Source organism: Ralstonia sp. AU12-08 (genome assembly GCF_000442475.1).
Lineage (GTDB): Bacteria > Pseudomonadota > Gammaproteobacteria > Burkholderiales > Burkholderiaceae > Ralstonia > Ralstonia insidiosa.
Map to the genome: position 1 here is coordinate 1 of NZ_ASZV01000008.1, position 22,652 is coordinate 22,652.

17 protein-coding genes are annotated in these 22,652 nt (G+C 62.8%); 11 read left to right on the forward strand and 6 right to left on the reverse strand.

Features of this window, described 5'->3' with window-relative positions; genetic code table 11:
* Nucleotides 1-268: hypothetical protein (locus C404_RS60570; RefSeq protein WP_235180615.1), on the forward strand; the 268-nt coding region annotated here is incomplete at its 5' end.
* Here the strand turns inward: C404_RS60570 and C404_RS0129640 are convergent.
* The 6 genes from C404_RS0129640 to tssJ all read right to left on the reverse strand — a co-directional run bounded on the left by C404_RS0129640 (nt 247) and on the right by tssJ (nt 8,814).
* Nucleotides 247-1,338: a PoNe immunity protein domain-containing protein gene (locus tag C404_RS0129640; RefSeq protein WP_021193532.1), complete on the reverse strand. Its 1,092-nt coding sequence runs from the start codon at nt 1,336-1,338 to the stop codon at nt 247-249. The two genes, C404_RS60570 and C404_RS0129640, sit on opposite strands and share 22 nt — an antisense overlap.
* Before the next feature lie 15 nt (nt 1,339-1,353).
* Nucleotides 1,354-3,087 carry a hypothetical protein gene (locus C404_RS35720; RefSeq protein ID WP_021193533.1) on the reverse strand — a complete coding sequence of 578 codons (1,734 nt, stop codon included), beginning with the start codon at nt 3,085-3,087 and terminating at the stop codon, nt 1,354-1,356.
* Nucleotides 3,084-5,894 (reverse strand): type VI secretion system Vgr family protein, encoded by a 2,811-nt coding sequence (locus C404_RS35725; RefSeq protein WP_021193534.1) that lies wholly within the window; start codon nt 5,892-5,894, stop codon nt 3,084-3,086. The genes C404_RS35720 and C404_RS35725 overlap by 4 nt, the downstream gene beginning before the upstream one ends.
* An 86-nt stretch (nt 5,895-5,980) precedes the next feature.
* A complete protein-coding gene (gene icmH / locus C404_RS35730; protein ID WP_021193535.1) occupies nt 5,981-6,772 on the reverse strand; it encodes a type IVB secretion system protein IcmH/DotU in 792 nt (263 codons plus the stop codon).
* On the reverse strand, nt 6,769-8,115 hold the full coding sequence (gene tssK, locus C404_RS35735; protein WP_021193536.1) for a type VI secretion system baseplate subunit TssK: 1,347 nt from the start codon (nt 8,113-8,115) through the stop codon (nt 6,769-6,771). The genes icmH and tssK overlap by 4 nt, the downstream gene beginning before the upstream one ends.
* Nucleotides 8,116-8,142: 27 nt before the next feature.
* Entirely contained in the window at nt 8,143-8,814 is a 672-nt protein-coding gene (gene tssJ, locus C404_RS35740) for a type VI secretion system lipoprotein TssJ (protein ID WP_374754701.1), read from the reverse strand.
* A gap of 349 nt (nt 8,815-9,163) precedes the next feature.
* Here tssJ and C404_RS35745 point away from each other — a divergent pair, with 349 nt between their 5' ends.
* The 10 genes from C404_RS35745 (at nt 9,164) to C404_RS35790 (ending at nt 22,640) form a co-directional block, all read left to right on the forward strand.
* Nucleotides 9,164-9,793: a hypothetical protein gene (locus C404_RS35745; RefSeq protein ID WP_169341975.1), complete on the forward strand. Its 630-nt coding sequence runs from the start codon at nt 9,164-9,166 to the stop codon at nt 9,791-9,793.
* Between the two features lie 44 nt (nt 9,794-9,837).
* Nucleotides 9,838-10,350 carry a type VI secretion system contractile sheath small subunit gene (gene tssB, locus C404_RS35750; protein WP_021193540.1) on the forward strand — a complete coding sequence of 171 codons (513 nt, stop codon included), beginning with the start codon at nt 9,838-9,840 and terminating at the stop codon, nt 10,348-10,350.
* Nucleotides 10,343-11,827, forward strand: a complete 1,485-nt coding sequence (tssC, locus tag C404_RS35755; protein ID WP_021193541.1) for a type VI secretion system contractile sheath large subunit — start codon at nt 10,343-10,345, stop codon at nt 11,825-11,827. Before tssB ends, tssC begins: the two co-directional genes overlap by 8 nt.
* Nucleotides 11,828-11,938: 111 nt before the next feature.
* The gene (locus tag C404_RS35760; RefSeq protein ID WP_021193542.1) at nt 11,939-12,442 is read left to right on the forward strand and encodes an Hcp family type VI secretion system effector; all 504 of its coding nucleotides are present in this window, start codon (nt 11,939-11,941) and stop codon (nt 12,440-12,442) included.
* 81 nt (nt 12,443-12,523) lie between these two features.
* Nucleotides 12,524-12,997, forward strand: a complete 474-nt coding sequence (gene tssE, locus C404_RS35765) for a type VI secretion system baseplate subunit TssE (RefSeq protein WP_021193543.1) — start codon at nt 12,524-12,526, stop codon at nt 12,995-12,997.
* Nucleotides 12,998-13,061: 64 nt separating this feature from the next.
* Nucleotides 13,062-14,912, forward strand: a complete 1,851-nt coding sequence (tssF, locus tag C404_RS35770) for a type VI secretion system baseplate subunit TssF (protein WP_021193544.1) — start codon at nt 13,062-13,064, stop codon at nt 14,910-14,912.
* Nucleotides 14,876-15,979: a type VI secretion system baseplate subunit TssG gene (tssG, locus tag C404_RS35775; RefSeq protein WP_021193545.1), complete on the forward strand. Its 1,104-nt coding sequence runs from the start codon at nt 14,876-14,878 to the stop codon at nt 15,977-15,979. The genes tssF and tssG overlap by 37 nt, the downstream gene beginning before the upstream one ends.
* Before the next feature lie 45 nt (nt 15,980-16,024).
* A complete protein-coding gene (tssH, locus tag C404_RS35780) occupies nt 16,025-18,736 on the forward strand; it encodes a type VI secretion system ATPase TssH (RefSeq protein ID WP_021193546.1) in 2,712 nt (903 codons plus the stop codon).
* A gap of 11 nt (nt 18,737-18,747) precedes the next feature.
* On the forward strand, nt 18,748-21,507 hold the full coding sequence (locus tag C404_RS35785) for a type VI secretion system Vgr family protein (protein WP_021193547.1): 2,760 nt from the start codon (nt 18,748-18,750) through the stop codon (nt 21,505-21,507).
* 17 nt (nt 21,508-21,524) lie between these two features.
* On the forward strand, nt 21,525-22,640 hold the full coding sequence (locus C404_RS35790) for a DUF4123 domain-containing protein (protein WP_037011150.1): 1,116 nt from the start codon (nt 21,525-21,527) through the stop codon (nt 22,638-22,640).
* Nucleotides 22,641-22,652 lie beyond the last annotated feature (12 nt).

Genomic DNA, 22,652 nt, shown 5'->3' on the forward strand with positions numbered 1-22,652 from the left:
CGGGTGGGTCAGGATTCCGTGCAAATCAACACAGGTAGGACTGAACGTGCGGAATCGCAGCCTCATGGCTTTCCTGGAAGTAGGCTTCGATCAACGCCGCATAGGGTTTCTCAAACAGGACTTCTTCCATGTCCTCCTGAGGGTCGTTGACGTAATCGAGGATGAGCTGTTCGTATACCCTGCACAAATTTGCTTGGCGATGCTTTCAGCGTATCCATCGAGCTTCAGATTTTGGTCACAAGACGATCAGGTGTTTGATGCAGACTGATCGATGTCCCACTGCCAAATCGTGGAGCCATAGCTGCTGCCGTCGAACGCAGGCATGATTTCGCCAGACTTGAAGTGCCGGCGGCTGTTGGCCTTGGCTGGCGTTAGCCACCAGCCAGCCTGAGGGCAGGGTTGGCCGGCTTCGCAACGCAGGCGGCTGAGGGGATAGCCGTCTAGGCCGAGTGGTGTGTCGAAATCACTGGTGACGCGATTCTCTTCACGAAGCTTGCGGCCATACGCAACGAGGTCCTTTGGATAGACCATGTGATCGATGGAGCTGTCGTCAATGTCGAGCAAGTAACAGGTAGCGCCTGCCTCGAAAGCCCAGTAGCCGTAGTAGAACGCTTCGTCGTCTTGGATCTTCTTATGGGCGTCGTACCAGCGAGCACCATCTTGATAGCGATACCACTGCTTAAGGTAGTCTTGGAGGCGCGGAATGGCGGCCTCTGCGCTCTCCAAGAAGTAGGCTTCAAGCAGGGCTGAGTAGGGCTTCTCGAACTGCGCCACGTCCATGTCTTCCTGCGGATTCGTGACGTATTCGTAGATCAGTTGCTCATATAGCCCGTCTCTATAGCGGTTGCTCTCCATGGCCGCGATGATGCGCTTAATCGAGTGGCCATCTCGAATCAGCACGGCAATACTGAACAGTTGCAGCGCATTTTCATACTCGACTCTGTCACTGAAGTCGACAGCGCAGATGGTCAAGTCGGTGTCACCTTGATCTTTGAATTTCTCTCGCAAGAAGAGACGGTAAGGGACATTCAGCTCATTCCAGCGAACAAACTCATCGACGACGAGAGCGAACTGGCGAGCTAGCTTGTCTAGATCCTTGCCTGCCGTGTATTCCAGCATCCACAGGAAGAATCTCTCTTGAAAGACGGCACCTTGTGCATCCGCCAGATAGTACGGGTCAAGGTCACCACGCCGTACACTTCTGACGCAAACCTCGATACCTTTCTGCAGGCGAGCAAATACATTTCTGTACAGAGCTTCGTACAAAAATTTCTGGCGGCGCTTTGTAGGAAGGTCGTCCTTCTCAGGGAGGAAAGAGGGGGTGTTCTGATCTGCCATTGAGATGAGCTTGCGTTACTTGTTGTGTCCTGTTCTGCGCTTTGATCCGTTACCTGTCTTTGGCCGGTTGCTTACAAGGCGCCTCTCCAATGCTTGGTCATAGAAATTGGTGAGATCGTCGAGTTCGCTATAGGAGAACTGGTCAGAAACACCGTGTGTAGGCCGGTGCTTGTCGTGCAGGCTTAGATTGTAGTAGTCACCTCCTGTGGTCGCGATGGCGGTAACTTCGGCGCTAACTTCCACGTGCTCAAAAATGCCAGCAGCCACGTCTTTCTTTAGCGCGCCACCCGGCTTGGGTGCGTAGTCCTTGGGAGGGCTGGTGCTTGGTATCGCGAAGAATACATAAACAAAGCGATTCTTCACATTTCCATCGACCATCGTGGACGCCGCGCTTCTGCGAAGCCATCGCATTGACATCTGCAACCCTTTCTGTCGCTGACCCAACATGCACCACAGCGCGTACTGCCGCTCTGTCATATTTGGCGGGGGCGGAAGCTTGGACGGCTGCTCTCCATCGGCTCGTTCCGCCCAACTTCTAGGCGATTGACCGAACAATGCCCCCGCAGACTCGGATGCCTTAGCCTCAACAAAATGGAAGATGTCGTTGTCCAGCGACCAGATACCGTCTACGCCATTTTGACTCATGCGAATTAGGTGTTCCGGCACCAACTCAGTGGGCGAAGTGTGCTTGTTCTGCCCCGTTACCAGTCGCTTGGTGCCTTTCCACTCGGCTCCCTCATGCTTCTGCTCCACCTTCCCGTGAGGCCAAGCGTTCGGCGCGTGCAAGCTCATATGGTGGTAGTGAGCCATGTGCTCGCCGATGAGCCCCTTATACGGCGTGCCGATTACTTTCAATGCCGCACGTGTCACACGGCTGGCAGTAGTCTGCGGCCCACCGCCCGGCTCAACCTGCTGACGCTTGGTGTCCTGCTCATCCTTGTGCTTCGCCTGCTGCTTTTCAGCCGGCGGCGTCGTCCGACTGGCTGGCGTCGGCTCCTTGGCAGACGGGTGGGACGATCCAGTCGACTTGCTTGGATGACGCGGTTCGTGGCCTGCATGCGCGCCTGCACTTCTGCTGCCGGAAGTGGCCGACGCAGCGGCGACTGCCATTTGGGCAACGCGATAGCCGTCTTCGCCGATCAGGTCGGTGACGAATTCCTGCAGCGCTTGAATGCCTTGCTGAATACCCGTATGCAACGGTCCGCGGATCGATTGCAGACCGGGGCGCAAGTCGTGAGCGAGTCCCTGCACAGAGTCCGGTAGCCACCAGTGGGACTGCTCCAACTCCGCCAGCAATTGGTCGCAGCCAGTCAAAGCATTGTCCATCTGCTGGATCGCAATTTGCGCATTGCTCGCCCAGTCCAGCGTCCGGATAAAGGTAATGGCTTTGCCCTTGGCCTTCCCGAGCATGCCGCTGACGAAGGCTTCGCCGCGCAGGGCACCCTTCAGCACCTTGCGCCCTTTCCATAGGGGTTTGACGATCGTCTTGAAGAGGCTGCCCAGTTCAGGAATGCACCCGAAGGCTGCCAAGGCCAAGTCAACCCAATCGTCTTTGGTGCAGTGTGGCGCTCCCTTACGTGAGATGCGGTAGATCATCCCGGAGATGTCGCGCACGTTCAGTACTTGCTGGGCAACCGGGATCAGCGAAATCACGCCACCGACGATCATCGCGGCGTTGCTGGGATCTTCCTCAAAATCACCCAGTATCAGATCCTCGCAAAACTTGGTGATGTCATCGATCAGGCTCATTGCTGGACATCCTCTGCTGCGCGCGTATCCCCTGCGGCGATGCGCGCTTGTCGTTCCATCTCAATCTGTCGCTTGGCTTCGGGCTGGGCTTTTTTGTACTCGTCAGAAGTCTCTAGAGGCGGGGCTTTCCAGGGACGTTCGTCTTCGCCAAATTCGACGTAGTACGGCAGGTTGGGCGTGCTCTCTTCACGGGCAAAACCTTGTTTGTCGAGCTTGCCTTCGCGGACGGTGTTGTCGCTGAACACGATTCTGTAGGGCGCACCTTGAACGGGCTCGAGATCGTCGTACTGATAGTTCAAGTCGATGGCATGGGAAATTGTGGTGGTTCCGATCGGCAAAGCAGGCAACGCTGCTGCCTGCCCCCCCGGCCCCTCCAACGGATGCCCCGCCCCCTTCACTGACAACAACCCCGACGTCTCAAACGTCACCGCATTCCCCTCCAGCCGAATCATCGAATCCCCGCCATGCAGCACGATGTTCTGCTGCGCGAGGATCTCAACCGAATCCGCAGAGGAAGTCACGGTGACAGCCTTGTCCGCCAACACCGCCAACGCATCGGTATGCGCCTGAATCGACACCGGCCCACCCTCAGCAATCGCGCGAATGCCGTTGCGCTGCGCAAACAGGCTCACGCCCTTGGCGGCAGCCGCTGCGACGACGTTGCCGACAGCCACGTGCCAATCGGCCTGCGCCGTGCCATGCAAATGGCGCCCCGCATAAACCGTAGTGGTGGCCTGTGATGCCAGCGCAATGCTCGAAGGCGATTCCGCCACCAGCAGCGGCTGCCCGAACTTGTCGACCGGCTGCTGCGTGTCCTGGCCGTTGACGCTGCTTGCATAGTGCCCGTCCTGCGTCGGGTCGAGCGCCTTGTCGATCGGCTCAAACGCCTCATTGGCCGCCAGCGGCAGCGCTTGCTGGCTGGATGCAGCATCGAACAGGCGCTGCGCGGTCTTCTGCGCAGCGGTGAGTTGCCCGCGCGCCTCATGTGCGTCAAGCAGCGTGCCTGCCGCTTGCGCCCGCGCGGTGGTCGAGAGCAGCAGGCCTGCGCCCGCACGCACCACGGCCCACGCATCGGTCCGCAACTCGGCGCCGGTGCCGCGCCAGCTGCCGCGGTCTCCACCCGTGGCGCCGTGCGAGGTCACGTAGCCGAGGTTGAGCTGGCTGTTGGCGGTGGAGCTGGCCAGGCGCGTGCGCAACTGGCCCGGATGATCATCGACCACCCACTGGTTGTAGCCGTCGCCGCCCAAGCCTTGCGAGTGCCAACCGGACAACGCCTGCCCGAGCGGCGCATCGGCGGCGGGCCAGGGCAGGGCGTCCTGCGTGTTGTGCAGTTGCATGGCGATCATCGGCCGGTCGATGTCGCCGTCGATGAAGGTGAGCAGCACTTGCGTGCCGGCGCGCGGCAGGTGATTGCCGCCCCAGTTGGGGCCGGCGCTGGCGGTGGCCACGCGCACCCAGGCGGTGACTTGCGAGCGATCGCTGCTGCTGGGGTCGGAAAAGGCGTTGACTTCCGGCGCGCGCAGCCACGGGAAGCGCACGCGCACGCGGTGGTCGCGATCGGTAGTGAGCGGTGCGCCGTCATCGGCAATGACCACGGCGGCCTGGCCTTCAGGCGCCGTCGGGCGGCGGCGGTACGCGGGCACGATGGGCGCCTCGGCCGGTACGGCAATGAAACGATTGCGGTAGCTGCCCGATTCGATTGATGTGGTACCCAGCAGGCGCGCGATGTCGGTACCGAGGTTGTTGGCGGCCTCATGCTCGACCTGCAGCGTAACGAATTCGCTGTGCTTGCTGTCGAAGTGCTGCGTGAGCTTGAAGCGCTGGCCGGCGCCCAGTTGGCGCACGCTGCCCTGGCCCTGGTAGCGCAGGAAGGCGCCCTCATGGGCTTGCATGCGTAGGCGCGCAGCCTGGCTGGCGCCTTGCGTGTCGGTAAATTGATACGGGCCGGAGGCTTCAAAGCTCTCCAGCGTGGGCAGTTCGCCACCGGTGTCGTTGGCCGTGGCCTGGCCGGTGGTGGCGGCCAATGCCTTGTAGTCCCACGATGCCAGGGTCACGGCATTGGTGCCGACGCTGTGTGTGTTCGAGAAGCGCTCGATGGCGTCTTCGCTCTCCGTCGCGTCGACACGGTGGAAGCGGATGTCGGACTGCGCGCAGGCGGGCCGCTCGGCGTCGTTGTCGAAGATGACGACGGTGTGGCGCGATTGCGCGTTGTCCTGCTGTTTGTCCTCGCTCTGCTGATGCTCAATGCGGAACGACAGCCCCTCTTCAGCCAGCAGGCGCATCACGAACGCGTAGTCGGTCTCGCGGTACTGGCAGCAGATCGAGCGCTTGGCGCACGGCTGGCTGGCGGCAATCTTGTAGTGCGCGACCGGGTACTCGGCAAAGACCTCTTCGATGATCTCCAGCGCGGTCTTGTTCTGGTAGACAAAGCAATCACTACGGGTGCGCAGGCGGTCGAGCCACGGCACGATGCGCAATCGATAGCGCGCCAGTCCGCCGTCACCGCCCAGCGATGCGCAGTCTGCCACGTAGCCGTGCCATGCACGCCAGCGGCCATCGGCCTGCATCAGGCGCAGCGTGGCTTCTTGCGAAGCCAGCTTGACCGTATCCAGGTGGGCAGACGGGCTCAGGCAATCGACCTGCAGCACGAACGAGGCCGAGACCGCCTCGGTGGCGGTAAAGCGCTCCACGACGAGGTTGTCGGAAGCGAGTGCCGTCTCGATGGTGATCTGGCGGGTTTGCTGCCCGAGCAGTGCGCCCAGGGCAGCTTGCGGCATGTTGGCCGACAGGGTGGACAAAGGCTTCATCGGAGCAGCGTCGCGATGGATACGGATACGGGGTCAGCAGGCTGGCACGGGTGTCGGCCGCGCCAGGGCGGCAAGCAAGGCGGCAATCAGGGCAACGAAATCGTCAGGTGCGAGAAACGCGGCCCGAGCTTGATGACCTGCGAATAGGCTTCCAGTGTTTCGTTGGTCTTGGTGCGCAGCGTGTGCGACAGCCCGAGAAACGCCAGCAACGCCATCAGCGCAAACACCGCGCCGAAGATCCACAGCGGCGTTTCACGCTTGAGCGTGTGCGCGACCTTGTCGGGCAGCGGCCAGTGCGGTGCGAAGGCGGCGCGCTTGCCTTTGATGGCGGAAATCTCATCGCCCAGGCGTGCGGTCAGGTAGGCGAGCTTCTCCGGCCCTTCCAGGATGTACTTGCCGCGGAAGCCCAGCAGCAGGCACATGTGAAAGACTTCGAGCGCCTGCAGGCGCGGTGCACCGTGGGCACGCAGTTCTTCCAGCTTGACGAAGAAGGTCTCACCGGCAAGCTGCTCACCAAACAGCACGAGCTGCAGCGGGCGGCGCTCCCACGCCGTGCGGATCGAGAAGTTGGACGACAGGATGGTCTCGTCCACGGCTGCGCAGAAGGCGTACTTGGCGTCGAACACATCTTCCGCCGACACGTTCAGGCGCTTGGCGCCGCGGTCGAACTCATCCAGAAAGGTGCGCACACGCGCGAGAAAGTCTTCCGCGCTGGCGGGTTGCTGGCCATTGCGCAACTGAAACAGCATGAAGAAGCCGTCATAGAGCAAGTCCAGCAGCGTGCGCGCGTGCGAGTTGGCTTCACGGGCATCGGCCCCGGCATTGCCGGGTGCGGGTGCCGAACCGCCAAACAGCGAAGGGGTGGTGGTAGCGCTCATGAAGTCACCGCAATCAGTTCAAGTTTGAGTTCCCGGATGCCAGCCGGGGCGTAGATGGTGATGGTCTGGGCCTGGAGCATGCGGTCGTACAGCATGCCGCGCGCTTCAATGGTGAAGTAGCACGCGCCCGGGCGCACCGGAATGGCCGGCGGCACCTGCGGGGTATAGGTGATCGGCACGCCGGGCATGGAGGAGAGCACGAGCTTCTCCACGTCGTCCGGCGCGCCCAGCTTGAAGCGGGCAGGAATGGCTTCCACCAACTCCGCCACAGGCATGTCGGCCGAGACCGACAGGTAGAAGCTGGTCTTGTCGTCGATCTTGCCGGAGTCGATGCGGCCGAGATGGAACGACGGGCGTGTCTCTTCCAGCGCAATTGCAAAGTAACGCGTGGAGATGACGGTATCGAGCAGCTCGCGCACGATGGTGTCCAGCTTGGCGAACACGGGGCCGGGTTGATCGTGGTCGTAGGCGGGCAGGTCGGTCAGCGTGTAGCTCTTGGTGAACGTCATCAGCGCGCCGGCCAGGCGCAGCATCTCCTGGAACAGCCGCTCGGGGTGCAGATCCGGGTGGTGATACAGGTGCGAGAGCGCCGCAAAGGCCGCGTTGGCCGTATGAAGCAGCCAGAACGAAGCGATGTCGCCTGAGCGGAATTCGATGATGTTCTTGGTCGGCTCGCGGTGGAAGCCGTACAGCGCGTTGACCTTGGCCTGCAGCGCGTCAAGCAGCCGGCGCAGCCGCTGGTACAGCACGGCAGATGCATTGATCGACAGGCTCGGTGCCACGAAGCTCTCATCCAGCTCGAACCCGCCGGTGCCGGTGCGGCGTACGCGCACCACGGGCAGCGAGATGAACTGGTCGCGCGGCTCGGTCTCTGCCACCAGCTTGACCGATTTCTTCAGGAAGGTGATGGCGGCGGGCTCGGCCTCGGTATAGAGATCGGCCGTTTCTTCCTCTGCGCCGACAAAGCGCGAGACGGATGCGCCCTCGACCGGCTCGCGATAGTTGCCGCCGTTTTCCTGCAGCGGGTAGAGCGCGATATGGAATGTCAGCTCCGACACACCGGCCGGAACGGCATCCAGCACAAGCGGGGGTGGCAGTGCATCTGCCTGCGGCGCGAAGTAAAGCTCGCCATCCGGAAAGAACAGCGAAAGCTCCGTCACGCGCAGCACGCCGCTGGCGAGTGCATCGGTATCAAAGCGCGCGTGGCGCACGCCCCAGCTGTAGGGCTGGATGACCTGCGCCATCGCATGCAGGCGTGACTCGTGGTACGCGTCTTGGCGCTGGAAATGCTGCGGACGCAGGAACAGCCCTTCGCCCCAGAGAATCTTTGCGGAATAGCTCACGTTGGCCCTTCTAGTAACGGGGTCTGCTCAACTGCCGCAGATTGCGGGCGAAAGCAGGTTCAGATCGGATTGCGGTGTGCTGCCGGCCGGCGTGGTCGGCGTGCCCGCGGTCAAGGTCATGGCGCAGGCGTGCATGCCGATCACGATGCCGTTCTTCTCGTTCTTCTCGGTGTTGAAGGCGAACTTCCAACGCTGGGCTGCCGGGCTGCGGAACAGCGCCACCACGCCGAGTGTCGTGGCCTCGCGCGAGACCTTCTCTGTGAAGTCGTAGCGCTGGCCCGGGATCAGCGTCATTTCACGAACCTGCACGAGATCGGCGCCGAGGGTTTGCTTCTCACGTGCCGGATCGATGAAGGTGTCATACGGCGCCTGCAGGAAGCTGGTCGGATCCTTGAGCGAGTACAGGCGCACCACCAATGCCACGGGCCGCTTGTCATTGGCGGCATTCAGGTTGCTACCGGCGGTGAGCTTGAGCGGCACCTCACGCGGCGGCTTCTGCGCGTCCGGCAGGTTCGACGATTTCAGCCCCATGGCTTCCAGTGCGCCATTGGCGGCGCCGGCCAGCACGCTGGCGCCCGTGGAGCAGGCAGCGAGGGCCACCATGCTCCCCCCGGCCAGTATCAGCTTGAGCACCGTCGCGACGCGGCGCCTGGGGGTGCTGCCGCAGCCCGACAGCCTCCTTGCTGCATCGAATTTCATAGTCTTCATGCCTGATTTTTGTACTGTTTAATTCTATTGATTTGACCGGTTTTGCGCGGGTTCGGGCAAAAGAAATCTTGAAATGTTTCGGTTTATTAATAAAAGAAAATGTGAAATGTTTCGGTTTCTTAATAATCGAATCTGGCCATCAAGATGCGATGCAAAGCATTGAATTCAAAGGAAATGTTTCGGTTCCTTAATGATTCATTTGTGGTTGTCAACTTCAACGAGCGGAGTGTACTATTTCGCGCCAGTCGAGACCAACATTTAACTCGCCAATTCCGGTGAATATGATTGGGTATCGACGCACCGCTTTGAACTTTTGAAGAGTCTCGCCGTGGCCAAATCCATGTCTATTTCCCGCGTTCTCCGTTCCCTTATCGTGCTGGCTGGTGCCGCTGCCTTGATCACCGGCTGTGCCACAAGCAACCCAGGCCCCCAGACGGACGAGGCTTTCAAGCAGAGCATGTCGGAGGCGGAAACCGCCGCTAAGGGTGGCCAGCAAGACAAGGCCATCGACCTGTATCAGCAGATCGCCAAGGTCAACCCGACCCGTGACGAACCGTGGGTGCGCATCGCCCAGCTCCAGTTCGGCGCGGAAAAGTATCCGCAAGCCATCCTGGCAGCTGAAGAAGCGCTGCAGCGTGATGGCAGCGACCGCCAGGCCAAGAGCATCCTGGCGGTGAGCGGCCTGCGCGTGGCGCGTCGCTCGCTGCAAGAGCTGCGTGCTGACAGCGCGCTGGCAGGCGACGTCAAGACCGATGCGCAAGTGCTGGCCAAGATGCTGCGTGACACGCTGGGCGAGCAGGTTCTGTTCCCGGGTGAGCAAACCGCCAAGCAGCCGGTGCGCCGCCCGACTCGCGTCGTCAAGCGTGCAGCGCCCGCCGCAACCGAGGCCGCCAACCATGGTGGCACAGCCGCTCCGGCAGCCACGGGTGGCGCCAGCGGCAGTGCTGATCCGTTTGGCGCGCTGCGCTAAGCGCCGCACCGGTTCCCGCTTCCGCATTCCCCAGGAGGAACGTGATGGCCAAGAAAGAAAGTGTGCAGAAGCGTCTGCAGAAGGTGCGCCCGCCGCGCGTGCAACTGACATATGACGTCGAGATCGGCGACGCGATCGAGCAGAAAGAACTGCCGTTCGTCGTGGGCGTGGTGGCTGACCTGTCGGGTCAGTCGGAAGTGCCGCAACCCAAGCTGCGCGACCGCAAGTTCGTCAACATCGACCGCGACAACTTTGACGACGTAATGTCCGGTGTCGCACCGCGTGCGGCCTTCCAGGTGCCCAACACGCTGACGGAAGAGGGTGGCCGCTTTGGCGTCGACCTGACATTCCGCTCGATTGAAGACTTCAGCCCCGAGGCGGTGGTGCAGCAGGTTGAGCCGCTGCGCCAGTTGCTGGAGGCGCGTTCCAAGCTGGCCGACCTGCGCAACAAGATGGCCGGCAACGACAAGCTGGAAGACCTGCTGGCTGACGTGCTGAAGAACACCGAAAACGCGAAGAAGCTCGGCGCCAAGACAAACGGGGGCGAGGATGCTTGAGAACCAATCCGCTGCGCAGGGCGCCTCGGTTGCGGAGGAGGTCAGCCTGCTTGACAGCATCGTCGAGCAAAGCCGCGTTGCCAAATCGGATTCCGAGCGCGAGCGCGCCAAGGACATCATCGGTGAGCTGGCCAGCCAGGTGCTCAACGGCACCGTGGTGGTATCCGACAACCTGTCTGCCACGATCGATGCGCGTGTGGCCGAGTTGGACCGTTTGATCTCGCAGCAGCTGAGCGCGGTCATGCATGCGCCGGAATTCCAGAAGCTGGAATCCACCTGGCGCGGGTTGAACTATCTGGTCAAGGAAACGCAGACCGGCACGACGATCAAGATCAAGGCGCTCAACGCCACCAAGCGCGATCTCGTGAAGGACTTCAAGACGGCCATCGAGTTCGACCAGAGCGCGCTGTTCAAGAAGGTGTACGAAGAAGAGTTCGGCACGTTCGGTGGCGCACCGTTTGGCGCGATGATCGGCGACTTTGAAGTGACGCGTCAGCCTGAGGACATGTACTTCATCGAGCAGATGGCGCACGTGGCCGCCGCCGCGCACGCACCGTTCATCGCTTCGTCGTCGCCTGAGCTGCTGGGTCTTGAATCGTTTGCCGACCTGGGCAAGCCGCGCGACCTGGCCAAGGTGTTCGACACGGTGGAGTACGCCAAGTGGAAGTCCTTCCGCGAGTCGGAGGATTCGCGCTACGTTGGCCTGACCTTGCCGCGCTTCCTGGGCCGTCTGCCATACAACCCAAAGGACGGCACCACCGTTGAAGGTTTCAACTTTGTTGAAGACGTGGACGGCACCGACCACAGCAAGTACCTGTGGTGCAACGCTGCCTGGGCCTTTGGCGCTCGCCTGACGGCGGCGTTTGAAGACTTCGGCTGGTGCGCGGCCATCCGCGGTGTGGAAGGCGGCGGCCTGGTCGAAGACCTGCCGACGCACACCTTCAAGACCGACGATGGTGAAGTCGCGCTCAAGTGCCCGACTGAAATTGCCATCACTGACCGCCGCGAGAAGGAGTTGAGCGACCTCGGCTTCATTCCGCTGGTCCACTGCAAAAACTCCGACTACGCCGCGTTCTTTGCAGCGCAGTCAGTGCAGCGTCCGAAGAAGTACGACACGGATAGCGCCAACGCCAACGCCGTGCTGTCGGCGCAGCTGCAGTACATCTTCTCGGTATCGCGCGTGGCGCACTACCTGAAGGCGATGATGCGCGACAAGATCGGCAGCTTCGCGTCGGCCAAGAACGTCGAGACGTTCCTCAACCGCTGGATCTCGCAGTACGTGCTGCTGGACGACAACGCCACGCAAGAACAGAAGGCGCAATTCCCGCTGCGTGAGGCGTCGATCCAGGTGTCGGAAGTGCCGGGCAAGCCGGGCACGTACCGCTCGGTGGCGTTCCTGCGTCCGCACTTCCAGCTGGATGAACTCTCGATCTCGCTGCGATTGGTGGCCGATCTGCCCAAGCCGACCAACTCGTAATCATCATTCCTGACCGGACTCTCCCCGGGGGGGAATGTTCGGGCCTAACCACGCGTTGCGCTCGTTACACATTGCAGTACCAACAACCTATCTATTGAAGAGGGTCTCTGTATGAAGGATATCTACGTCAAGTTCGACAGCCCGGCAATCAAGGGGGAGTCGCAAGACAAGGATCACAAGGATTGGATCGAGATCAACAGCTGGTCGCAAGCCGTCGTGCAGCCGCGTTCGGCCACGGCTTCGACCGCCGGCGGCCACACCGCCGAGCGCTGCGAGCACCGCGACATGGTGTTCTCGAAGGATCTGGACGTGGTCAGCCCGCTGCTGTACCAACACGCTTCGGGCGGCACCACCTTTGGTGAAGTCACGATCGAATTCTTCCGCGCCGATGGCGAAGGCAATCGCGTGAAGTACCTCGAAGTGAAGCTGAAGAACGCCATCCTGAGCGAAGTCGATTCGCAAGTCGTGGCCCAAGGCATCCCGAGCGACACGTTCAGCCTGCGCTACGCCGCTGTGCAGTGGAAGTACACGCAGCAGAAGGGTGCAGGCGGCCAAGGCGGTAACTCGCAAGGCGCCTGGAGCCTCACGAAGAACGACAAGACGTACTCGGTCTAAACGTTTTAACGTTTGGCGTTCTGATTGCAAGCGCCGCAGCCGTACGCTGCGGCGTCTTGCATTGGCACTGGCTAGAGCGGTATGAAAGGCTTCGAACCCAGCCTGCTCGACAAGCTCTTTGACGACGAGCCCCACGCGCCCATGCCCACGGCATTGCGCCAGCTCTCGCTGGAAGAACTCAAGAGCACGGTCGCACGCGACATTGAATCCCTGCTCAACACGCGCATCGTGTTTGAGGAGGATGACTTGCATGGCTTGCCTGAGTGCAAGCGGTCGCTGCTCACCTATGGGCTCAACGATTTTGCCGGCCTGAGCCTCGCCAGCTTCTACGACCGCAATTACATCTGCCAGTCGCTGACCAAGGCGATCGAGCGCCATGAACCGCGCCTGCAGCATGTGAATGTGTCGCTGGAGATCAACGAGCGGGCGACCAACGCGCTGTGCTTCGGCATCAGTGCGGTGCTGCTGGTCGGGCCTGCGCGTGAGCCGGTGAGTTTCGACGCCACGCTGCAACCGTCCACGCTGCGCTACTCCGTTTCACGCGGACGCGGCTGAGATTGCCTTCGGGCCTGAGAGCACCGATTGACGGCCTTAGGACCTGTACCGGACCGCAAGGAAGATGGAAGAGCTGCTGCCCTACTACGAACGAGAACTGGCCTTCCTGCGCCGGTACTCGCGCGACTTCGCCGAGCGGTATCCAAAGGTCGCTGGCCGGCTCGCCATGTCGGGCGAGGGTTGCGACGACCCGCACGTCGAGCGGATGATCGAGTCGTTCGCCTTCCTGACCGCACGCGTCAGCAAGAAGCTCGACGACGACTACCCCGAATTTACTGAGGCGCTGCTGGAGGTTCTGTACCCCCACTACCTGCGCCCGTTTCCCTCGTGCTCGGTGGCGCATTTCGATGTGCGTGGCGTGGCCGCGCAGCTGAGTGCCCCGGTCACGATCCCGCGCGGCACCTTCCTGACCACGCGCATCGTGCGCAAGGTCGAGTGCCGCTTTCGCACGGCATATGACGTGACCTTCGCGCCCGTGCGGGTGGCTGCGGCCGCCTTCGAGCGTGCCGTTTCTGCGCCGGCCGCCGTGCAATTGCCCAAGGGCGCAACCGGCTCCATTGCCATCACGCTGGAGCACGTTGGCGAGCGCGGCGGCTTCGAGTCGCTGGCGCTGGATAAGCTGCGCGTCTACATGGATGGCGAACCGTCGTTCGTGGCGGCGCTGGGCGACGCGCTCTTCCTGCATACGGCTGCTGCGTATGTGGAGGGCGAGCGCCCCGGCGTGTGGAAGCGCCTGATGGGCGTGCCGCTGCTGGAAGTCGGCTTTTCCGAAGACGAATCCCTGATCGATTGCCCGGCGCGCTCGCACCCGGCTTATCGGCTGCTGACCGAGCACTTCAGCTTCTCGGAGAAGTTCAACTTCTTCGACATTGACCTGGCAGCACTGCGGCGCGGCCTGACGCCAGGTGTGCCGGTGCGCAAGCTGGTGTTGCACCTCGTGCTGAAAGACGTACGCAGCGATTCCCACGCCGCGCGCCTGCTTGAGAATCTGCAGGCGGAACACCTGCGTCTGCACTGCACGCCGGTGGTCAACCTGTTCCAGCAGAAGGCGGACCCGATCCGCATCGAACACACCGCCAGTGCATATCCGGTGGTGGCTGACAGCCGTCGCGCGCACGGCTTCGATATCTACTCGATCGACAAGGTGCAGCTGGTGCGCGAGACGACCGCGAACGAGCAGGTGACGGAATTCCGCCCTTTCTACTCGCTGCACCACGGCGAAGAGCCGGGCCGCGCCGGCCACTACTGGCTGGCCCGCCGCAACGAGATGGTCGCGCAGCGCAGCCCCGGCTTTGAGACTGAGATCTCGATCGTCGATACGCAGTTCGACCCGGCAAGCCCGCAGACCGATACGCTGAGCCTGTCGGTCACCTGCACCAATCGTGATCTGCCAGCCACGCTGGCGTTTGGTCAGCCCGATGGTGATCTGTCGATGGAGGGCAGCTCGATTGCCCGCAACATCATTTTCTTGCGCAAGCCGACGCCTTCCATGCGGTTTGGCGGTGGGCGTGCGGCGCAGTGGCGGTTGATCTCGCTGCTGGCGCTCAACCATCTTTCGCTCGTGCAGAACGGGTTGCCGACTTTGAAGGAGATGCTGCGTCTGCATGACTTGCCGCGCAGTGCGATCTCCGCCCGGCAGATCGAAGGCATCGTCGGGCTGGACTATCAGCCGGCAACACAGTGGCTGGCCGGCAAGCCGTTCGCCACCTTTGTGCGTGGTCTGGAAATTCGTCTCACGCTGGATGAAGACGCCTTTGTCGGCACGGGCCTGCACCGCTTCATTCGCGTGCTGGACCACTTCTTCGGCCTGTACGTCCACATGAACAGCTTTGTACAGCTGATTGCGGTGTCGCGCCGCAGCGGCAAGGAACTGGTCAAATGCGCACCCCGCAGCGGCGAATCGATCCTGGTGTGATCCGCGGGCTGCTCAAGCAGCCGCACCGGTACCAGTTCTTCCAGGCCGTGCGCCTGCTGGAGCAGCTCTTCGCGCGCCGTGGCAGCACCACGCCCGAGCAGGCGCTTGCAACACGGGTGAGCTTTCGCAATACGCTGTCGCTGTCGTTTCCGCCCAGCGAGTTGCAGGGGATCGAGGCCGAAAGCCTGACGCCCGACATGCTGGAAACCGACGAGGCCTTCATCGCCGCGCTGGAAGAGGGCGCGCTCGACAACCTCGCCATTACGCCCTCGTTCTTCGGCATGCTGGGCGGGCAGGGCGCCTTGCCGTTGCGCTATACCGAGATCGTTGCCGAGCGCGAATCGGTCTGGCGCGACCGTGCAGCCCGCGCGTTCTTTGACATCTTCTCGAACCGCGCGACGGCGTTGTTCTACCTCGCGTGGAAGAAGTACCGGCTGCCGTTCCAGTACGAAGTCGACAACAGCAAACACTACCTGCCGCTGCTGCTGTCATTGGCGGGCGCGGCGGACAAGACGCTGCGCAGCGATCTGACCGGCACACCCGGCGCCATCCACGACGAAGCGCTGGCTGGCTATGCCACCGCTGTGCGCCACCGCCCCGTGTCTGCCGCGTATCTGCAGCGCGTGCTGGCGGACTACTTCCAGGCGCCGGTGCGTGTGGAGCAATTCGTGGGCGGCTGGTATCACGTGCCTGCATCGCAGTACACGCGGCTTGGCAGCACGAGCAATGTGCTGGGCGCAACTGCCCTGGCCGGTGCCCGCGTCTGGCAGCGTGATCTGCGGGTGCGCTTGTGGGTTGGCCCGCTCAAGCGGGCGCAGTACCGCAACTTCCTGCCCGGCGCGCCGGGCGCACTGGCGCTGCGCAAGATGCTGACCATCCTGTGCGGCACCACGCTCGAATTTGAAATCAAGCTGATCCTGCGCCAGCAGGACGTGACCGGCTGCACGTTGGGCTCAGAAGACAGCGGCCCGAATGATGGCCGTCTGGGCTGGGACACCTTCCTCTGCTCGCGCCCCGCGCAGCAAGACCGCAGCGATGCACGCTACACACTCGCGCCGCTGCACTGACACCAATCACCGACACCTTTTTCGATCCTTCGGAGCCCTGCCGCCATGGCCATCCCACTCAAGACCCTGATCGCCAAGCTGAACGCGACCAGCCGGCAGGCTGCAGAGCGTGCCGCCTCGCTGTGCATGGCGCAAGGCAACTACGAGGTCGACCTAGAACACCTGTTCCTGGCACTGCTGGAAAACCGCCGCAGCGATTTCGCCGTGGCCGCGCGTGCCAGTGGCATTGATCTGGCAGCGCTGCAGCGTGACCTGGAAGCAGAGATTGGCCGCTTCCAGAAGGGCAACACGCGCACGCCGGCGTTCTCCCCGTATCTGCCGAAGCTGTTCGAGCATGGCTGGCTGATCGCCTCGTTGGATTCGCAAATCACGCGCATCCGCTCAGGCCACCTGCTGCTGGCCTTGCTGACGGAGCCGAGCCTGTCTGCCCTGGCTGAGCGTGGCTCGCGCTTGTTTGCCAAGTTCGAGGTCGATCGCCTCAAGCACGATTTCGAGCGCATGACCGCCGGTTCGGATGAGCAGGAACAGGCCGTTGATATTGCCGACGATGCAACCGCTCAGGCCGAAGATGGCGGCAAGCCCGCTGCAGCACTGTCGTCCACGCCGGCACTCGATCAATTCACGGTGGACCTGACGCAATCCGCCCGCGATGGCCGCATCGACCCGGTCATCGGCCGCGACGCCGAGATCCGCCAGGTAATCGACATCCTGATGCGCCGCCGCCAGAACAACCCGATCCTGACCGGCGAGGCCGGCGTGGGCAAGACCGCCGTGGTGGAAGGCTTGGCCCTGCGCGTGGCGGCCAACGACGTGCCGCCGCCGCTGCAGGGTGTGACGCTGCGCACGCTCGACATGGGTTTGCTGCAAGCGGGCGCCAGTGTGAAGGGCGAGTTCGAGAACCGCCTGAAGAACGTGATCGACGAGGTCAAGAAGAGCCCGAAGCCGATCATCCTGTTCATCGATGAGGCACACACCATCATCGGCGCGGGTGGCCAAGCTGGCCAGAACGATGCGGCCAACCTGCTCAAGCCGGCGCTGGCGCGCGGCGAGCTGCGCACCATTGCCGCTACCACGTGGAGCGAATACAAAAAGTACTTCGAGAAAGACGCTGCGCTGGCCCGCCGCTTCCAGGTCGTCAAGGTGGAAGAGCCGAGCGAGCCGCTGGCGGCTTCCATGCTGCGTGGTATGGCGCCGCTGATGGAGCGCCACTTTGGCGTGCGGGTGCTGGATGAAGCGATTACCGAGGCGGTGCGCTTGTCGCATCGCTATATCAGCGGGCGCCAACTGCCGGACAAGGCGGTCAGCGTGTTAGACACGGCTTGCGCCAAGGTTGCACTCGGCCAAAGCGCCACTCCCGGCGCCATTGAAGACGACCAGAAAACGCTTGAGCGCCTGCAGGGTGAGATCAACGCGCTGGAGCGCGAGCAGAGCGCCGGTGCAGAACACGATGCGCGCCTGGAAGCCCTGAACGCGCAGCGTGTGGAGTTGGAGCAGCGCGTCGCCCAGAACACCGAACGCCTCGCCAAGGAACGCGAACTCGTCGCCCGCATTCAGGCCCTGCGTGAAGCCCGCGAAAACGGCACGGAGCAGGCCAGTGAAGAAGATGCATTGCCGGTGGCGGCCAACAGCAATGTCGTGTCGATGCCCAAGCGCGCCCGCACCGCAGATGAGCCGGACGAACTGGCCACGCTGCTGGCCGAACTGCGTGCGCTGCAAGGTGAAACCCCGATGGTGCCGCTGCAGGTGGATGGCCACGTGGTGTCGGAAATCGTCTCCGCCTGGACGGGCATCCCGCTCGGCCGCATGGTCAAGGACGAGCTGCGTACGGTGCTGAACCTCAAGCCGCTGCTGGCTGCCCGCGTGATCGGCCAGAACCATGCGCTCGATGCCATTGCACAGCGCGTGCGCACCGCCACCGCCAACCTGGAAGACCCGAACAAGCCGCGCGGGGTGTTCCTCTTTGCCGGCCCGTCGGGCGTGGGCAAGACCGAAACCGCGCTGGCACTGGCCGACATCCTCTACGGTGGCGAGCGCAAGCTCATCACCATCAACATGAGCGAGTACCAGGAGGCACATAGCGTGTCGGGCCTCAAGGGCTCGCCGCCGGGCTACGTCGGCTACGGCGAGGGCGGTGTGCTGACCGAAGCCGTGCGCCGCAACCCCTACAGCGTCGTGCTGCTGGATGAAGTGGAGAAGGCCCACCCCGACGTGCTGGAGATGTTCTTCCAGGTATTCGACAAGGGCGAGATGGATGACGCCGAAGGCCGCCCGATCGACTTCCGCAACACCATCATCATCCTGACGTCCAACGTCGGGTCGTCGAACATCATGCAAGCGTGCCTGAACAAGGCGGCTGAAGAACTGCCTGACGCCGATGCGCTGGCCGAACAACTGCGCCCGACGCTCTACAAGGCGTTCAAGCCGGCATTCCTCGGCCGCATGAAGGTGGTGCCGTACTACCCGATTTCCGACGACGTACTGGCCGAGATCATCACGCTCAAGCTGGGCCGCATTCGCGATCGCGTGGCCGTCAACCACAAGGCCACGCTCCAGTGGGACAACGCGCTGGTGGAATCCGTGCTCGCACGCTGCACCGAGGTGGATGCCGGCGCCCGCGCGGTCGACCACATCCTCAACGGCACGCTGTTGCCGGAGATTGCCGAATCGGTGCTCACGCGCATGGCCGAGGGCGGCAGCGTTGAGAAGATCAAGGTTGGCGTCGGCAAGAGCGGCGAGTTCAAGTACCGCATTCAATAAGCGAGCACACCATGGTCTCTCCGACCGAGCTGGCAAACCTGCTGCGCGCGGCCTTCACCCAGGCCAACCGCCTGCTGCGGCTGGAAACGCCGCTGGGGCCGAACGCGCTGCTGCCCGAACAACTGGACGCCGCCGAGCATATGGATGCCGGTGGCTTCCGGCTGGAACTGACGGCACTGTCCGACAACGCCGACATCGATTCCACCAAGCTGCTCGGCCAGCCTGTGCGGCTCGATCTGCTCACGCAGCAAAGCCGCAGCACACTGCGCCCGTTCCACGGCCACGTCACGCGTTTCGAGCAGCTTGGCGCGAACGGCGGCCTGGTGCGCTACCGGCTGGTGATCGAGCCGTGGCTCGCCTTCCTGCGCTATCGCCGCGACAGCTTCCTGTTCCAGGACATGTCGATCATCGAGGTGATCGACAGCCTGTTTGGTGACTACCAGGGACAAGGGCGACTGGTGCCCGCATGGCGCTGGGCACTGCGCGACAGCGCGGTCTATACGCGCCGCAGCGTCATCACGCAATACGAAGAAAGCGACTTCGATTTCGTCACGCGCCTGCTGGCGGAAGAGGGGTTGTTCTACTTCTTCGAGCACGAAGCCAAGGACGGCGACGCGCTGGGTGTGCACCGCATGGTCATCGCCGATGCCAATGACGTGTTCACCGACAACGCACAATCCAGCATCCGCTTTGGTCGTGCGGACACCACCGCCACCGAAGACGTGATCGACCGCTGGCAGGGCACGCGCCGCTGGCAGACCAACGCCGTGTCGATTGCAAGCTGGGACTACCGCGCCAATGCCAAGCGCACGGCGCAGCTTGGGGGCCAGCAGCAGGGCAGCGATGGCCCGCAACTGACGCTGCAGGACACCGACTACCCAGGCCAATACTGGTTTGAAGACAACAACCAGGCGCAGCGCGTCGCTCGGCTGATGATGGAAGCGCTGGAACTGCGCGACAAGCAGTTCGATGGCGAAGGCAGCGTACGTACGCTGGCGACCGGCACGCGCTTCAAGCTGACCGACCACTTTGACCACGATGAGGGCGACCAGCGCTTTGCCGTGCTGGCCGTGACGCACCAGGCACGCAATAACTTCAACGACCGCTTCGGGCAGGTGCTGACCGAAACGCTCGGGGCATTGAAGGATGGCGATGTGCTTGGCGCTGGCAGCAACAAGGGCGCTGGCGAAGACGCCACGTTCTACCGCAACCATTTCACCGTGGTGCGCGACAGTGTGCCCGTGCGCCCCCAGCAGAGCGACGAGCAAGGCCGCGCACTGCACCCGCGTCCGACTGTCAACGGCAGCCAGACCGCACTCGTGATTGGCGCCGATGGGCCGGTGCATACGGACCGCGACCACCGCATCAAGGTGCAATTCCACTGGCAGCGCGGTGCGCGCTCGGCCAGCCGTCAGTCCCACCCCGCTGGCGATGACAACGCGCGCGCCAGCGCGGGTCTTGGCGCCTGGGTGCGCGTGGCCGCGCCGGTGGCCGGCCCCAACTGGGGTGGCGTGGCCCTACCGCGTGTTGGCCAGGAAGTGCTGGTGGAATTCCTGCAAGGCGACATCGACCGCCCCGTGGTGGTGGGCGCTGCCTACAACGGTACCGGCCAGACCGACGCACAGTACAACCAGAACCAGGCCGGTGCGGCCGGTGCTACCGGCAACGCGCCCGCCTGGTTTGCCGGCGACAGCAAGAGCCAAGGCGCCTACGCTCACAACGCGGTGCTCTCCGGCATCAAGACGCAGGCGCTTGCGGGCAGCCAGGCAGGCACGTCGGGCTACAACCAGCTTGTGTTCGATGACACGGCAGGCCAAGGCCGCACGCAGCTCAGCACCACGCAGGCCGCCACGGGCCTCGTGCTAGGCCACCACAAGGAACAGATCGACAGCGCGCGTCAGGCGGATCTTGGCCACGGTGCCGCGCTGGCCACCGACGACAGCGGCAGCGTGCGCGCCGGTGCCGGCCTCCTGCTGACCGCGCACAGCGCTGGCACCGATGCGGCATTGCAGGACAGTGAAGCCGCCGCCAGCCAGATCGAAGCGATGAGCGACCTGGCCGAATCCCTGGCTGAAGCCGCGCAGAAGCAGAAGGCCGGCCTGGCCGATGAGCCGGCCGCCAAGGAACTGCCCGCGCTCAAGCAACTGCGTCACACCACCGAAGTCCTTCGCCACACCGAGAGCGCCGGCGAAGGTGCCGAGGCTGTTGCCTACAGCGAGCCGCATCTGCAGATCTCCGCACCCAAGGGCATCGTTACCACCACGCCCGCCGATACCGTGATCGTTGCCGGTACGCAGGTGATGCTCGCCGCCAAGCAGGATGCGAATGTGGCGGTGGGGGGCAACTTGTCTGTTGCTGTGGCCGATGGGCTGAGCCTGTACGCGCATGGCAAGTCGCTCGGGCAGGCGGAGGATGCCACACCGGGTATCGCCATGCATGCCGCCAGCGGCAAGGTGGGGTTGAGCAGCCTCAAGGGTGAAAGCCACCTCGTGGCCGAGAAGGCTGTGACTGTGGCTTCCACGCAGGGCAACGTGACGGCGGAGGCCAAGCAGTATGTGCTGGTCAATGCGGGCGGTGCGCAGATCAAAGTGACCAACGGCACGATTGAGCTGCATGCGCCGGGGATGGTGACGTTCAAGGGGGCGGGGCATCAGTTTGTGGGGCCGGGTGGGGCGGGGGTGCATAACAGCTTGGCGCAAGGCAAGCTGAAAGGGTGCAGTGTCCAAGAGGACGGTGCCGCCACCAGTGGTGCAGGGTCGGTGTCGCGTTGAATGACCAGAGCAATGACATGACGAATCGCATGTTGGCCGGCTTTGCAGATGTGACGTTGAGCGCTGTACCTGCCGAAGGGGCTGTACCGCCCCCCGATTATCTGGCGCGGTGCCGGGAACTGGCCGCTGGCTATCACATGCTTCAGCAACAGTCGCCGCAGGAACGTCCATTGCGCGCGTACTTGTTGTTTGATGCGTGGGAGGGCAATCCCCTTGCAGCTGAATTGTCCGAGCAGTGGCCCGAGGCCGTCAGTGGGCGTGAGGCCGTTCCCGATGATTTCTACGCGGGCCGAGAGGACGAGGCGCCTTGCCTTGTGCCGGTCCCGGATGACTTGTTGCTGGATGCCGATTCCGACAGTCTGGTGCAGGCACGTGCTCAGGAGGCTCTGGCACGCTGGCTGGAAGATACAAGCAAGCAAGCCAGTCAGCGACTGGCGCGTCAGTACCTCTGCGCGGTCTTGTTCAGCCCGGAGTCAGCTATACGGGTTGCCCAGCATCTTGCCCTGCTGGGGTTTCAGTACGTGCCGGGTAGTCACACTGCGCGACTGTTCCGCTATCAGGATCCACGTGTGATGCAACGCGTGTGGCCGACTCTGTCGGCGGAGCAGCAGAACACGTGGCTGGGGAAAACGCAGGCGTGGTGGTCGTTGACGCAGCCATGGGGGCCGATCGCAGATTTGTCCGCAACAGAAGATAGTGTTACTCCAGCACCAGTGTGGTTCAAAGCGCAGAGATGTGCCGCGTCGGCTGTGCCAGCCACGGCGCCTCCGCTCAACCGGTTGATGAACGCCACCCAATGGCAAGCGGCGCATTCATCGCCCGTTGGGAACCGCGTGTGGGCAAGGTTTGCACAGCGCGGGATCGCTGCTCAAACGCAGCCCGATGCAGCGAGCATGACCCGTTTGTTGGATAAAGGACAGGAACTGGGGTTGGTGGATTCCAACCTGCAGGATTTCATCTGGTGCAGTTGGCGACCGGTGCTGCAAAACGTACAGAACGGCGCCGTTGGTGGACCGATTGATTGGGACGCCCCACAGTGGCGCGATGTGCTGGCACGTGTCCTGCAAGCGTTGCGTGATGACCCCGATGTGGGGTTTGCCAGCCTGTTTGAAGACCGAGAGCAATTCGCATGAGGACGCATTTCC